This is a genomic window from Actinomyces bovis (assembly GCF_900444995.1).
Lineage (GTDB): Bacteria > Actinomycetota > Actinomycetes > Actinomycetales > Actinomycetaceae > Actinomyces > Actinomyces bovis.
This window is the reverse complement of record NZ_UAPQ01000011.1, coordinates 50857-65136: the sequence shown is the minus strand read 5'-3', so window position 1 is coordinate 65136 and position 14280 is coordinate 50857. Positions and strand designations below refer to the sequence as shown.

Genomic DNA, 14280 nt, shown 5'->3' with positions numbered 1-14280 from the left:
ATCTAGGCGATTAAATAGATTATGCTTTTGGTCGGCGGACTTCCACAACCATGGTGTGTTCCTCACCCGGCATCACCACCTCATGCACCACCGCAGACTCCAAGCGCGCCTTCTTGATGACGTACTTTGCGTCATCCACCTCTTCCTGCGCCTTAGTCCCCTTCAGCGCCAGCAAAGCGCCACCCTGACGCAGCAGCGGCGCCGTCAGACGCACCAGCTTGGACAGGTTAGCCACCGCCCGCGCCGTCACGGCGTCGTAGCGGTCTTTGACCTCCTCCGCCCGGGCCCGGCGGATAGTCACATTGTCCAGATCCAGTTCCTCAACCACGTCTTGAAGCCACTGGGTGCGCCGCTCCATGGTCTCAATGAGCGTCACCTCCAGGTCTGGGCGCAACAGCGCCACCACAATCCCAGGGAAGCCAGCCCCGGAACCGACGTCGGCCACAGTTCCACGCGCCGGCAAGAAAGGCACCACCGCCGCGGAGTTGACCAGGTGCCGGCTCCACAAACGCGGCAGTTCGCGCGGCCCCACCAAGCCCCGCAACTCACCTTCCTCAGCAAGCATGGCCGCGAAATGCTCCGCCGCGCCAAAGGCCAGCCCAAAGAGTTCACGCATCTCGGCTGTCGGCTGCTCCACCACGGACTTGGATGCTTGGGCCGACTGCTTGGCGAACTCGGGTGCGGGCTGGTCCTGGCTCATCTCAGGCCTCAGTGACCTTGGTGTCAGCTGCATCGTCACCGGCGTCGTCACCGGTATCCGCAGCGTCATCAGCCGCTGCAGCTGGCAGAACCACGACGTGGCGATGCGGCTCAGCACCCTCAGACTCCGAGACCAGACCGGCGTCGGCCACCACATCGTGGCAAACCTTGCGCTCAAAGGGATTCATGGGTGCCAAAGCCACTGACTTGCCGGTGGCGCGAACTTTGTCCACGGCCTCCTGCGCCACCACGGTCAGTTCCTCGCGGCGGGCCGCGCGGAAGCCGTTGATGTCCAGCATGAGGCGGGAGCGGTTGCCGGTGCGGGCCTGCACCGCCAGGCGAGTTAGTTCCTGAACCGCCTCCAGTACCTCTCCGTCGCGTCCAACCAGGTCGGATAGCTCGGTCTCATCGCCCTCCTCAGAGGCAACGATCGCAATGGCGGCGCGGCCGTGGTCCACGTCGATGTCAATGTCGCCGCCCAGATCAGCAATATCCAGCAGCTCTTCCAGGTAGTCGGCGCCGACCTCGCCCTCTTCCTCGAGGCGCTTGACGGTGGTGTTCTCGCTCATGGATAGGTCCGTTCTCTAGGGGTCTTTGGGGGCAGTGGCAGGGATCTCAGCCCTGACGCTTCTTCTTGGCCTTGCGGCGCTCGGCAGCAGCGCGGCGCTCCTTAGCACGCTTCTCGTAGCGGCGCCTGGCGATTTCCTCACTGGTCAGGCCATGGGTGGTGGGCTCAGACTCTGCAGTCTCCTGCTCCTCCTCGGCGACGGCGTCGGCAGGGCGGTTCTTAGGATTCTTTTGCCGATCCTTGCGCACCGGCTGCACCCGCTGACCACTGCTGACCGGAGCGTCAGCCAAAGCGGCAGCACGCTCCTCTTCCTCCAGGCTGGGCAGGCCCTGAGCTGCACGCTTGGCGTTAATGCGCGCACGCTGCTTGCGCTCGGCTTCTGAACCCGGGGCAGGCATCTTCCAGATGGAATATGCCTGCTGCCCCATGGTCCACAGGTTGGTGGTGACCCAGTAGACCAGCACACCAATCTGGAACTGCACGCCAGTAATCGCGAAGAACACGGGCATCACGTACAGCATGATCTTCTGCGTGCGCATGGCCGGGTTGTCAGAGTTTTTGGCGGACTCTGGCATGTTCTTGGTGGTGATCTGAGCCATCGTGTACCACTGCGTCAGGCTCATGATGATGATCATGACCACGGTGACTACCTTGACCAGGGTCTCCGAGGAGTTCATGAAGGAGGCTGATAGCGGCGCCCCAAACACGGTGGAGGCCTGCACCTGCTTGGCTAGTTCACTGGTCAGGGGGCCGATGGAGCTGTGCCCGGCGTAGGTGCCGTCTGCTACCTGAGCCAAGCTGGCCAACACCCGGAACAGGGCGAAGAAGATCGGCATCTGCACCAAGATCGGCAGACAGGATGAGAAGGGGTTGGTCCCGTGCTTGGAGTACAGGGCCATCATCTCCTCCTGCATCTTCTGCTGGGAGGCGCGGTCCTTCTTGCCCTTGTACTTGGCTTGCAGGGCTTGGAGCTCAGGCTGCATCAGCTGCATGCCGCGTGAGGCGCGAATCTGCTTGAAGAACAGCGGCATGATGAGGATGCGGACCACCACCGTCAGGCCCACGATAGATAGCACCCAGGCCACGCCGGCGCCGTCGTTCAGGCCGATGGACACCAGGGCCCGGTGAATGTGGACCATCACCCAGGCGACGGCCACCATCAGCGGCCAAAGCAGCGAGTCCATGTGAGCTCCTTGAGGTTCGCGGGGAATGGTTCCCCGGGCTGCCCGTCAATCCTGAATGAGGAAGCGAGCGACGTCGTGTGGATGGTGGTAGCGCCAATGCCCCAGTTCAGGCACATGGTCTACCCCACCGCGGGTCAGGGGGTTGCAGCGCAGAAGGCGCCAGGTTGATAGGACGATGCCTTTGAGGACACCGTGCACGTGTATGGACTCGACGGCGTAGGCCGAGCAACTTGGGTAGTAGCGGCAGCTGCGAGGCAGTGCTGGGGAAATCCAGCGCTGGTAGAGGCGCACGGGTAGCAGCGCTAGGCGCGTGAACAGGGACTCTTCAGTCTCTGCGTCCACCACCGCTCCTCTCCAGAGCTGGACCGCGCAGGCGGTGCAGGCAGCGGTCGAGGTCGCGGGCTAGCTCCGGTGAGGCTGCGCCGTCAGCGGCTGCCAGGCCTCGCACCACCACCTTGCTGCCAGCTTCAAGCTGATCGACGCGCTCACGCATGAGTGCCCTCACCCGCCGCTTGATGCGGTTGCGGTGAGTAGCTCGGTTGACCTGCTTCTTTGGCACGACGACGCCGACGAGCGCCGGGGTGGTTTCCCCAGCCTCGCCGGCGCGGTAGTGGATCACGAGCCTGCGGGTCCCGCTGCGCACACCAGATCTGACTGCGGCACCGAAGTCCTCGGACCGCAGCATCCGGTGCGCTGCCGGGAGCACCGTCAGGCAGCGAGGCGGGCGCGGCCCTTGCGACGGCGCGACGCGAGGACGGCACGACCAGCGCGGCTGCTCATGCGCTTGCGGAAGCCGTGCACCTTGGCACGACGGCGGTTGTTCGGCTGGAAGGTCCGCTTGCTCACGGCTGTTTCTCCTGGTGGGGATGATCGGAACGGCAATCCGCGGAATCGTGGTGCCGTCGCTCGAGTGGCTGCCCCCTAGATCGGGACCGGAGTCCACGCGAACGTCTGCACAACCCTAAAGGTGGGCGGGAATCGGGGTCAAACGTGAAAGTGGCGGAAACTGTGAGAATCCCGCCACGCTCCAACCAGGTGCTGCACTGCAGCGTAGCCGCCTGTAGATCATTGTGGTCAATTACGCACAGCATGTGCGGCTACTTACCTACCAACCTGTGGACAAACCCCTGCCTCAGCGCCGTAGATTGTCCCCGTCTGTGGATAAACCTGTCGACAACTTGCCACCCTGAGGCTTGCCGCTAGGCTCTACAGTTCCTGATAACCCCAGGCCGCGGGTCACTCCGATCTCCTGCGACCCCCAGCTCCGCCTGGCTCACGCCAGCGCATGAGAAGAGGTCCTGACGTGTCAGACTCAGCGACAAACCAGTGGCGCCGTGCCTGCGACATCCTCGCGGCCACCTCCGGCCTCGGCCAAGGCAAACTCTCCATCATCCGCACCACCCGCGCCGTCGACGTCGACGGCACCATCGTGCTGATCGTGGGCTCAGCCTTTGCCCGCGAGGTGATCAACAACCAGGCCTTCGATCAGATTAAAGCCGCTCTGGCCGAGGTGCTCGGCCGCCCGGTGGACGTAGAAGTCACCGTGGACACTTCCTTGGAAACCACCCCGGCAGCTTGGTTGGCTGAACGCCCGGCCAAGGCCGAGGCCCCTGCCCCTAAGACGCCGCGGGCTCCCGTCACCCCGGTGGCAGTGCAGGCTAGTCGCGATAGGCAGCTGGAGCCTGCTGGCAAACCCATGCCACTGGCTTCAACGGCCGATACCCCTTTGGCCGGCCCTTCCGGAACCCCCTTGAACCCCCGGTACACCTTCGACACCTACGTGTCTGGGCCCTCCAACAACTTCGCCTATGCCACCGCCGTCGCCGTCGCCGAGGCACCTGCCAAGGCCTACAACCCCTTGTTCATCTACGGCGGCTCTGGGCTGGGCAAAACCCACCTGCTGCACGCCATTGGCCACTACGCCCGCAGCCTTTTTCCAAATATCAGAGTCACCTACGTCAACTCTGAGGAGTTCCTCTCAGACTTCATCAACTCCGTAGGTGACCAGGAACGGATTGATGGCTTCAAACGCCGCTACCGGCAGGTTGACATCCTGCTGATCGACGACATCCAGTTCCTCCAAGGCAAGGAAGGCACCCTGGAGGAGTTCTTCCACACCTTCAACGCACTGCACACCGCCAACAAGCAGGTGGTACTTACCTCCGATCAGCCGCCCAAGTCCCTGGGTGGCTTTGAGGAGCGACTGCGCTCGCGCTTCGCGGAGGGGCTGATCGTGGACGTGCAGCCGCCTGACCTGGAGACCCGTACCGTCATCTTGTCCAAAAAGGCCCGGATTGAGGGCTTGAACCTGCCAAATGACGTACTGGATTACATCGCCTCCCGAATCACCACGAATATCCGTGAGCTGGAGGGCGCACTGATCCGTGTAACCGCCTTCGCTTCCCTCACCAAGCAGCCGGTGGACCGGATCTTGGCGGAGAAGGTCCTCAAGGACATCATCACCGACCCAGGTGGTGAGGAGATCACCGTGCCCCTGATCATGGCGCAGACCGCCGACTACTTTGGCATCACCATTGACGAGCTCTGCTCCCGCAAGCGCTCCAAGACGCTGGTGACTGCCCGACACATCGCCATGTACCTGTGCCGAGAACTCACCGACTTGTCTCTGCCGATTATTGGCCGGGAGTTCGGCGGCAAGGACCACACCACAGTCATGAACGCGGATAAGAAGATCCGCACTCAGATGGCTGAGCGGCGCGAGACCTACAACCACGTCGCAGAGATCACCAGCCGTATCAAGCAGGCTGCTCAGACACCGCGCCCCGTCTGAGCGCCCGTGACGGCGCGGGAAAGACCTCGTGTTGCACCCTGTGCGCAGTGCTTGGGACAAGAGGTGGAAAACCTGTAACTCACCTGTGTGTTCAGGCCGGGCCTCTGTGTAATTTCAAAATCCCAGGCTGTGCCAACTCACAGCTTCTGGCCCTCCTCCACCGAAGCACACCCGTGTGCTTCCACAAGCGCGAAGGGCGTCGTTTGAACGCAAGCACGCGCTATCCACATGATCCACAGCTGCTACTACCACTACTTACAAGAGATCTCGACGACGAATGAACTCCTCTCGGGGCCATGACGCCCTGCCGATAAGTCCTGTGATTCGTCTACACTGCCAGGCAGTGACCAAGCCCCCGCCACAGGAGAAAAACGACCGTGAAGCTAAGGGTTGACCGCGACGTGCTCGCGGAGGCAGTAACCTGGACTGCCCGCTCCTTGCCCCAGCGCCCACCAGTGCCGGTGCTCGCCGGAGTCCGCCTGGAGGCAGAAGGCTCCAGCTTGACTCTGTCCTCCTTCGACTATGAGGTCTCCGCCCGCAGCGAGGTGGCAGCTGAAGTTGAAGAGCCCGGCGTGGTCCTGGTCTCGGGCCGCTTATTGGCTGATATCGCAAAGGCCCTGCCCGCCAAGCCCGTAGATCTAGATGTGGACGGATCCAAAGTCACCGTCACCTGCGGCAGCGCCCACTTCACCTTGGCTGCCATGGCTGCTGACGACTACCCGGCCCTGCCACAGATGCCCGCCGTAGCAGGCACAATCGACGCCGGTGACTTGGCTAAGGCCGTCAGCCAGGTTTTCACCGCCGCCTCCCGCGATGAAACCCTGCCCATGTTGACCTCCGTGCTGATGGAAGTTGAAGGCAGCACCCTGACCCTCCTGGCCACCGACCGCTACCGCCTGGCCATGCGCGAATTGCACTGGTCCCCAGCCCAGGAGAACATCTCCACCACCGCACTGCTCAAGGCCCGCACCCTGTCCGACGTCGCCAAATCCCTAACCAGCTCCGGTGACGTAACCGTGGCACTCAGTGAAGACGGCGCCAGCTCAGCTGGTCTCATTGGTTTTGAAGCTGGCGGGCGGCGTACCACCTCCCTGCTTACCGACGGCGACTACCCGCCCGTGCGTCGACTTTTCCCAGAGATGACCACGATTAACGCCACTGTGGGCAAAGAAGAATTGATTGCGGCGGTGCGTCGCGTCAGCTTGGTGGCGGAACGCTCCACGCCTATCCGCCTGTCATTCACCCAAGGCAGCTTGTCACTGGAGGCTGGTCAAGGTGACGACGCCCAGGCCAGTGAAGACCTGGTAGCTCACCTAGAGGGTGAGGACATTTCCACCGCCTTCAACCCGGTTTACCTGCTGGATGGCTTAGGCGCCCTAAGCACTCCATACGTGCGCATGGACTTCACTCATCCCTCCAAGCCTGCGGTGCTCACCGGCATGGACGCGATCGGGGGGCAGGAAGATGCCAGCTTCCGCTACCTGATCATGCCGATCCGCTTCGGGGCCTGAGCCTGCTCCCGGCCGTCGCCGGGAAGCTGTGCCCGAAATATGTACGTCTCCGACCTGGCACTGACAGATTTCCGCTCCTACCGGGAGCTGCTGGTCCAATTTGCGCCGGGGCCTACCGCCATCGTCGGCCCCAATGGGCAGGGCAAAACCAACCTGGTTGAGGCCATCGCCTACCTGTCAGCCCTGTCCAGTCACCGCGTCGGCCAGGACACCGCCCTGGTGCGCCGAGCTGCACCCGGTGAAAGTCAGGCAGCTGGGGCGGTGGTGCGTGCCAAAGTGATTCATGGTGAGCGGCCCAGTGTGTTGGAGGTTGAGATTATCTCCGGCAAAGCCAACCGGGCCCGCCTAAATCGTTCTGCTGTGCGCCCCCGGGAGTTGCTCGGTGTGCTGCGCACAGTGGTTTTTGCCCCGGAGGATTTGCAACTGGTGCGGGAGGAACCAGCCGTACGCCGTCGTTTTTTGGATGACCTGGCGATCCAACTGACCCCGCGCCTAGCCGCAGTGCGCGCCGACCACGAGCGAATCTTGGCGCAGCGGGCAGGACTGTTGAAATCCGCCCGCGCCCAACGCACCCCCACCAAGGCCCTAGAGGCCACCTTGGAGATATGGGATGCCCAGCTGGCGGCCGCAGCAGCCCAGTTGTTGGCAGCCCGGATCGACGTCGTAGCGCGGCTGCGGCCCTGGGTGGCCGCCTGCTATGAGGCGGTGAGTTTGGGCCAATCCGAGGCGGTGATCGCCTACCGCTCCAGCCTCTTGGAACACGAGGGGGTTCCCGCGCCAGACCCGCGTGATGATCCTGCGCAGGTAAAGGCGCAGTTGGCTGATATCGCGAGCACCACTGCCCGTCTGGTGGCTGCCATGGGGACGCTGCACGCCAAGGAAATCAACCGTGGTGTGAATCTCATTGGGGCTCACCGCGATGACCTTTCCTTGTTCCTGGGAGGTCTGCCCGCCAAAGGTTTCGCCTCTCACGGTGAGCAGTGGTCCCTGGCTTTGGCGCTGCGCTTGGCCTCCTATGAGATGCTGCGCCACGACATCGCTGCTTTTGAGGGCGACGGTGAACCGGTGCTGGTCCTCGACGACGTCTTTGCCTCCCTGGATGCCAGGCGCCGCACAGCTCTGGCCCAGTTGGTTTCTCAGGCGCAGCAGGTGCTGTTAACCGCCGCTGTGGATGAGGATGTGCCCACGGAACTCAAGGGGGCGCGACTACAGGTGCAGGACTCTGGGGTTAGCCGTGGTTGAGGCCTGGGAGAGCGCTGGGGATGCCCTGGCCCAGCGAGCTTTAGCTCGGCAGATTTCAGTGGCCTGGGATCGGGGCTTAGCCCGCCGAGCTGCTCCGCGTCGCACAGCGGATGGGCAGGCAGCCGCCTGGGATCAACGCCGGGGTGGGGAGAGTCCTGAAGACTTGGATCCGCAGGCGCCTGCCGCGCCAGGTCTGGCACCTGGCAAAGGTCGGCCTGGGCCCAGCCGTTTTGACCCGCACCTGGCCTCCAAGGCTTTGCGGGCTACGGCCCGGGAGAAAGGTTGGAACGGCAAGCTGCGCATGGCCATGGTGATTGTGCGCTGGCCGGAGCTGGTGGGCGAGCAGGTGGCTGAGCACTGCGTGGTGGAGTCCTTTGACGAGGGCGTATTGACGGTGCGGGCCTCCTCCTCCGCTTGGGCCCAGCAGTTGCGGCTGCTTCAGCCACGGATTGAAGCCCTGCTGGCCGAGCAGATTGGCCAGGGCGCGGTGACCAAGATGACGGTGTTGGGGCCGCAGGGTCCCAGTTGGTGTCATGGCAAGCGCACGGTGCGCAACGGTCGCGGCCCGCGCGACACCTACGGCTGAGGTGGCGCCTACTGCTTCCGGCGCCGGTTAGGAACTGTGGTCCGTGTAGGCGCTGTGAATCCCAGAGCGGTGAACTTTGGCGCCGGGTGAGCACCCGCGCCGTGGGAGTTTGTAGAGAGAACTGTGTCCTTGGAGGAAGCCGCTCGAATTGACCTGCAGCTTGGTGATCTGAGCCACGGCCTCATCATGCGTGCGCTGCCCGGGAGCAAGCCAACACACGCTAGAATCGCCCTGGAAATGCCATGGTGCGCCCAAGGCCCTACGCACGTACCTCACCACACGGATGGGGTTCACGAGCCTCAGGAGCCCGCAGCGGTGCCGTCGCCGGACCAATGCGCACCGACCACCGGGGCGCCCGGCACACAACGAGGAGCTACCAGCACGTGTCTGAGCAAGACATCACTGTGACCGCCGACGCCGTCGACCCCAAGGACTCTAAGCCCAAAACCACCAACGGTAACCGGGGTGGCCAAGGCAGCCAGGACTACGGAGCCAGCGACATCACCGTCCTGGAAGGCCTAGAAGCCGTCCGCAAACGCCCCGGCATGTACATCGGCTCCACCGGTGAACGCGGCCTGCACCACCTGGTCTACGAGGTGGTTGACAACGCCGTTGACGAGGCCCTGGCCGGCTACTGCGACCACATCCAGGTCACCATCCAAGACGACGGCGGCCTGAAAGTGGTGGACAACGGCCGCGGTATCCCCGTGGACGAGCACCCCACCGAGCACAAGCCCACCGTCGAAGTGGTCATGACAATCCTGCACGCTGGCGGCAAATTCGGCGGCGGCGGCTACGCCGTCTCCGGTGGTCTGCACGGCGTCGGTATCTCCGTAGTCAACGCCCTATCCACCCGAGTGGACACGGAGGTGCGCCGTCAAGGCCACGTCTGGCGCATGAGCTTTGGCGACGGCGGCAAACCCCAAACCCCCCTGATCAAGGCAGAAGCCACCGAGGCCACCGGCACCACCCAGGTCTTCTACCCCGACCCTGAAATCTTTGAGACCGTGGTCTTTGACTACGAGACCCTGCGCCGCCGCTTCCAACAGATGGCCTTCCTCAACAAGGGCCTGCGCATCACCCTGACCGACGAACGCGCGGGTGTAAACGATGCCGGTGACGAGATCACCGGGGACAACGCCGGCCCCGCAGACGACCCCATCAAGGGCCACCGCTCCGACACCTACTGCTATGAGCACGGCCTGCGCGACTACGTGGCCTTCCTCAACAAGTCCAAGAAGACCGAGCTGATCCACCCCGAGATCATCGACTTTGAGGCCGAAACCCAGCTGGATGAGAACCGTGGCATCAGCCTGGAAATCGCCATGCAGTGGACCAGCGCCTACTCCGAGTCCGTGCACACCTACGCCAACACCATCAACACCACTGAAGGTGGCACCCATGAAGAGGGCTTCCGCACGGCCCTAACCACCCTGGTCAATAAATACGCCCGCGAGAAGGGCCTGCTTAAAGACAAAGATGACAACCTCACCGGCGACGATATCCGCGAGGGCCTGACCGCCGTCATCTCCGTCAAACTCTCCGAGCCCCAGTTTGAAGGTCAGACCAAGACCAAGCTAGGCAACACTGAAGCCCGCACCTTCGTGCTGCAGACCGTCTCTGCCAAGCTTGCCGACTGGCTGGACTCCCACCCCGCCGACGCCAAATCTGTGATTACCAAGGCCACCCAGGCTGCCGCTGCCCGCTTGGCCGCCCGCAAGGCCCGGGAAGCTACCCGCCGCAAAGGCGTTTTGGAATCGGCCTCCATGCCCGGCAAACTGCGCGACTGCTCCTCCCGCAACGCCGCCGAATGCGAGATCTTCATTGTAGAGGGTGACTCTGCTGGGGGTTCCGCCGTCGGTGGCCGCGACCCTGAGCACCAAGCCATCATGCCGATCCGCGGCAAGATCCTGAACGTGGAGAAGGCTCGTCTGGACCGTGCCCTATCCTCAGACACCATCCGCTCCCTGATCACGGCTTTTGGCACCGGCATCGGCGAGGACTTTGACCTATCCAAGCTGCGCTACGGCAAGATCGTGATCATGGCGGACGCCGACGTCGACGGTCAGCACATTGCCACCCTTCTGCTCACCCTGCTGTTCCGCTATATGCGGCCGCTAATCGAGCATGGGCACACCTACATCGCCATGCCGCCCCTGTACCGCCTCAAGTGGTCCAACGCCGAACACGAGTTCGCCTACTCTGACGCCGAGCGGGACAAACTCCTCAAAGCCGGAGCTCAGGCCGGGCGCCGTCTGCCCAAGGAGGGCGGCATCCAGCGCTACAAGGGTCTGGGTGAGATGAACGACCACGAACTGTGGGAAACCACCATGGACCCCGCTTCTCGCATTCTCAAGAAGGTCACCCTCGACGAGGCCGCTGACGCGGATGAAACCTTCTCCATTCTCATGGGCGACGACGTCGAACAGCGCCGCTCTTTCATCCAGCGCAATGCCGCTGACGTGAGGTTCCTGGACATCTGAGCGCCCCGCGCCCAGGAACCCCCACCGACTCAGACCAGCAAAGGAATCCCGTGAGCGACGAGACCACCTCCGTCCCCCTGAGCGAGCAGACCCACGACCGCATCCAGCCGGTAGACCTCCAGTTGGAGATGCAACGCTCCTACCTGGACTATGCCATGAGCGTCATCGTGGGCCGTGCCCTGCCGGATGTGCGCGACGGACTCAAGCCCGTCCACCGCCGCGTCCTGTACGCCATGTACGACGGCGGCTACCGCCCCAACGCCTCCTTCTCCAAGTCCTCCCGCATCGTCGGGGACGTCATGGGTAACTACCACCCCCACGGTGACGCCGCCATCTACGACGCCTTAGCCCGCCTGGTCCAGCCCTGGTCCCTGCGCTACCCGCTGGTAGCCGGGCAGGGAAACTTCGGCACGCCCGGCAACCTGGGACCTGCCGCCCCGCGGTACACCGAATGCAAGATGGCGCCCCTGGCCATGGAAATGGTCCGCGACATCGACGAAGACTCGGTCGACTTCCAAGACAACTACGACGGCAAGAACCAAGAACCCACCATCCTACCGGCCCGTTTCCCCAACCTGCTGGTCAACGGCTCTGAGGGCATCGCTGTCGGCATGGCTACCCGCATCCCGCCGCACAATCTGCGGGAGGTGGCCCGCGGAGTGCAGTGGTTCCTGGAGCACCCTGACGCTAGCCGCGAAGAGCTGCTGGAAGCCCTGATTGAGCGGATCCCCGGCCCAGACTTCCCCACCGGCGCCACCATCCTGGGCAGGCGCGGAATCGAGGAGGCCTATCGCACCGGCCGCGGCTCGATCACCCAGCGGGCCGTGGTCAATGTGGAGGAGATTCACGGCCGCCAATGCCTGGTGGTCACCGAGCTGCCCTACCAGGTAAACCCTGACAACCTGGCCGACAAGATTGCCCAGTTGGTGCGTGACGGGCAGGTCGGCGGCATCGCTGATATCCGTGACGAGACTTCCGGCCGCACGGGCCAGCGCCTAGTGATCGTGCTTAAGCGCGACGCCGTCGCCAAGGTAGTCCTCAACAACCTGTACAAGCGCACGCAGCTACAGGACAACTTCCCCGCCAATATGCTGGCCCTGGTGGACGGGGTGCCCCGCACCCTGAGCCTGGACGGTTTTGTGCGTCACTGGGTGGAGCACCAGATCGAAGTGATCGTGCGCCGCTCCCGCTACCGCCTGCGCAAGGCTGAGGAACGCCTGCACATTCTGGAAGGCCTGCTCAAGGCTATTGACGCCCTAGACGCCGTCATCGCCTTAATTCGTCGTTCACCCACCACCGAGGAGGCTCGCAATGGCCTGATGGGGCTGCTGGGTGTGGATGAAGCCCAGGCCGAGGCCATCCTCTCCCTCCAGCTGCGCCGCCTGGCCGCCCTGGAGCGTCTCAAGATTCAGCAGGAAGCCGAGGAGCTGCAAACCAAGGTCGCTGACCTCAAAGACATCATCGCCTCCCCACAGCGTCAGCGTGGCATCGTCTCCGATGAGCTGGCTGAGATTGTGGATAAGTATGGGGATGAGCGGCGCACCCGCATCGTGCCTTTCGACGGCGAGATGCGCATGGAGGACCTGATTCCGGAGGAGGAGGTAGTCGTCACTATCACCCGCTCCGGCTATGCCAAGCGCACTCGCACCGACCAGTACCGTTCCCAGCACCGGGGCGGCAAGGGAGTTAAGGGTGCAGCCCTACGCGAGGACGACGTCGTCAACCATTTCTTTGTGACCACCACCCACCACTGGCTGCTGTTCTTCACCAACCTGGGCCGGGTCTACCGGGCCAAGGCTTATGAACTGCCTGAGGGAGGGCGCGACGCCAAGGGCCAGCATGTGGCCAACCTGCTGGCCTTCCAACCTGGGGAGGAGATCGCTCAGGTTATGGAGCTCAAGGACTACGGGCAGGCCGACTACCTGGTGCTTGCCACCCGCCGCGGCCTGGTCAAGAAGACTCGCCTAGGCGAATACGACTCCAACCGCTCGGGCGGCGTAATCGCCATCAACCTGCGTGAGGACGAAGCTGGCAATGCCGACGAGCTGGTCTCCGCCTCCCTGTTGTCTGCTGGCCAGGACCTGCTGTTGGTCTCTCGCCACGGCCAGTCCGCCCGCTTCCACGCCAGTGACGAGGCCCTGCGCCCCACCGGCCGCGCCACCAGCGGCGTCACCGGCATGCGCTTCCGCGAAAGCGATTCACTGCTGGCCATGGATGTGGTGGACCCCGAGTGGACTGATGCCGACCTCTTTGTGGTCACTGAAGGTGGCTACGCCAAACGCACCAATGTGGCCGACTACCCCGTGAAGGGGCGCGGTGGCCTGGGAGTGAAGGTCGCCAACCTGGTGGAGGAGCGCGGCGACTTGGTGGGCGCGCTGGTTACCGGTGCGGGCGATGAAGTCATGTGCATCATGGAATCCGGCAAGGTAGTGCGCTCCGCCGTGGACGAGGTCTCCCGCACCGGCCGCAATACCCAGGGCGTGACTTTCGCCAAACCTGACGACGGCGACCGCATTATCGCGGTGGCTCGCAATACTGAGCGTGAGCTCGACGGCGATGACCTACCGGCTAGCGCAGATAGCCCAGAGAGTGCTGATGTGGCGGCCAGTGCGGCCAGCGCAGATAGCCCGGCAGAGGTCACTGCTGAGAGCGTGAGCATTCCGGCAGCGCCCAAGGGCACTGAGGCGGTAGGCTCGACTGAGGACGAAAGGGAGGACCAGGCATGAGCCAGACGCCTACGATTCCGCCGGCAGCCCCTGGGGCAAAGTTCCCCGCCAGCGCGAACCCTGCTCAGGCAGCCAGTGGCAGCAAGTCGGTCAAGAAGAAGATCGCAGGCCCCCGCAAAGTCCGGCTGGCACTGACCCGCGTGGACCCTTGGTCCGTTATGAAGGTGTCGTTCCTGCTGTCTTTCGCGGCCTTCATCGTGATTATTGTGGGCACTGCCGTGGTGTGGTTCATGCTGGACCGGATGCAGGTGTTCTCACGCATCCAGGAGCTTGTGGGTTCCGTCTTCGACCAGAACAACAATGCTTTCCAGGCTCTGGTGGAGTACCTGAAGTTCTCCCGCGCAATCGCTATGGCCGCGATCGTAGGCGTGGTGAATATCGTGCTGACCACCGCCCTGGCCACAATTGGCGCCTTCCTGTACAACATCACCGCCTCGCTGGTCGGTGGGGTTCATCTCACACTGGCGGACGACTGATCCAATTTGGTTGC

General features: G+C 63.4%; 13 protein-coding genes. 7 read left to right on the top strand and 6 right to left on the bottom strand.

The annotated features are described in order from the left end of the window. Positions 1–19 precede the first annotated feature (19 nt). From rsmG to rpmH, 6 genes are all read right to left on the bottom strand, one after another. A complete protein-coding gene (rsmG, locus tag DR039_RS10420) occupies positions 20–616 on the bottom strand; it encodes a 16S rRNA (guanine(527)-N(7))-methyltransferase RsmG (RefSeq protein WP_407641297.1) in 597 nt (198 codons plus the stop codon). A gap of 85 nt (positions 617–701) precedes the next feature. Beyond that, positions 702–1268: a Jag family protein gene (locus DR039_RS10415; RefSeq protein WP_111837298.1), complete on the bottom strand. Its 567-nt coding sequence runs from the start codon at positions 1266–1268 to the stop codon at positions 702–704. A 46-nt stretch (positions 1269–1314) separates the two neighbouring features. Continuing rightward, a complete protein-coding gene (yidC, locus tag DR039_RS10410; protein ID WP_111837297.1) occupies positions 1315–2451 on the bottom strand; it encodes a membrane protein insertase YidC in 1137 nt (378 codons plus the stop codon). Between the two features lie 45 nt (positions 2452–2496). Next, entirely contained in the window at positions 2497–2793 is a 297-nt protein-coding gene (gene yidD, locus DR039_RS10405; protein WP_229116948.1) for a membrane protein insertion efficiency factor YidD, read from the bottom strand. After that, complete coding sequence (gene rnpA / locus DR039_RS10400; RefSeq protein WP_111837296.1) at positions 2777–3157, bottom strand: ribonuclease P protein component; 381 nt, start codon at positions 3155–3157, stop codon at positions 2777–2779. The genes yidD and rnpA overlap by 17 nt, the downstream gene beginning before the upstream one ends. Before the next feature lie 2 nt (positions 3158–3159). Further along, positions 3160–3297: a 50S ribosomal protein L34 gene (gene rpmH, locus DR039_RS10395; protein ID WP_067941256.1), complete on the bottom strand. Its 138-nt coding sequence runs from the start codon at positions 3295–3297 to the stop codon at positions 3160–3162. Positions 3298–3754: 457 nt separating this feature from the next. On the opposite strand from rpmH, the gene dnaA reads away from it, so the two are divergent. The 7 genes from dnaA to DR039_RS10360 all read left to right on the top strand — a co-directional run bounded on the left by dnaA (position 3755) and on the right by DR039_RS10360 (position 14266). Beyond that, positions 3755–5242 carry a chromosomal replication initiator protein DnaA gene (gene dnaA, locus DR039_RS10390; protein WP_111837295.1) on the top strand — a complete coding sequence of 496 codons (1488 nt, stop codon included), beginning with the start codon at positions 3755–3757 and terminating at the stop codon, positions 5240–5242. A gap of 377 nt (positions 5243–5619) precedes the next feature. After that, positions 5620–6753, top strand: coding sequence for a DNA polymerase III subunit beta (gene dnaN / locus DR039_RS10385; RefSeq protein WP_111837294.1), 1134 nt, complete (start codon positions 5620–5622; stop codon positions 6751–6753). Between the two features lie 39 nt (positions 6754–6792). Further along, positions 6793–7995 carry a DNA replication/repair protein RecF gene (gene recF, locus DR039_RS10380; RefSeq protein WP_111837293.1) on the top strand — a complete coding sequence of 401 codons (1203 nt, stop codon included), beginning with the start codon at positions 6793–6795 and terminating at the stop codon, positions 7993–7995. Next, a complete protein-coding gene (locus tag DR039_RS10375) occupies positions 7988–8581 on the top strand; it encodes a DUF721 domain-containing protein (protein WP_229116946.1) in 594 nt (197 codons plus the stop codon). The genes recF and DR039_RS10375 overlap by 8 nt, the downstream gene beginning before the upstream one ends. Positions 8582–8964: 383 nt before the next feature. Continuing rightward, positions 8965–11064: a DNA topoisomerase (ATP-hydrolyzing) subunit B gene (gene gyrB / locus DR039_RS10370; RefSeq protein ID WP_267489839.1), complete on the top strand. Its 2100-nt coding sequence runs from the start codon at positions 8965–8967 to the stop codon at positions 11062–11064. Between the two features lie 50 nt (positions 11065–11114). Continuing rightward, entirely contained in the window at positions 11115–13790 is a 2676-nt protein-coding gene (gyrA, locus tag DR039_RS10365; protein WP_111837291.1) for a DNA gyrase subunit A, read from the top strand. Beyond that, positions 13787–14266, top strand: a complete 480-nt coding sequence (locus DR039_RS10360; RefSeq protein ID WP_111837290.1) for a DUF3566 domain-containing protein — start codon at positions 13787–13789, stop codon at positions 14264–14266. The genes gyrA and DR039_RS10360 overlap by 4 nt, the downstream gene beginning before the upstream one ends. Positions 14267–14280 lie beyond the last annotated feature (14 nt).

What these genes read in the sequence shown, in the direction of transcription:
- yidC (WP_111837297.1), bottom strand. Translation starts at nt 2,451, where the DNA reads ATGGACTCGCTGCTTTGGCCGCTGATGGTGGCCGTCGCCTGGGTGATG.
- DR039_RS10360 (WP_111837290.1), top strand. Translation starts at nt 13,787, where the DNA reads ATGAGCCAGACGCCTACGATTCCGCCGGCAGCCCCTGGGGCAAAGTTC.
- rsmG (WP_407641297.1), bottom strand. Translation starts at nt 616, where the DNA reads ATGCGTGAACTCTTTGGGCTGGCCTTTGGCGCGGCGGAGCATTTCGCG.
- DR039_RS10415 (WP_111837298.1), bottom strand. Translation starts at nt 1,268, where the DNA reads ATGAGCGAGAACACCACCGTCAAGCGCCTCGAGGAAGAGGGCGAGGTC.
- recF (WP_111837293.1), top strand. Translation starts at nt 6,793, where the DNA reads ATGTACGTCTCCGACCTGGCACTGACAGATTTCCGCTCCTACCGGGAG.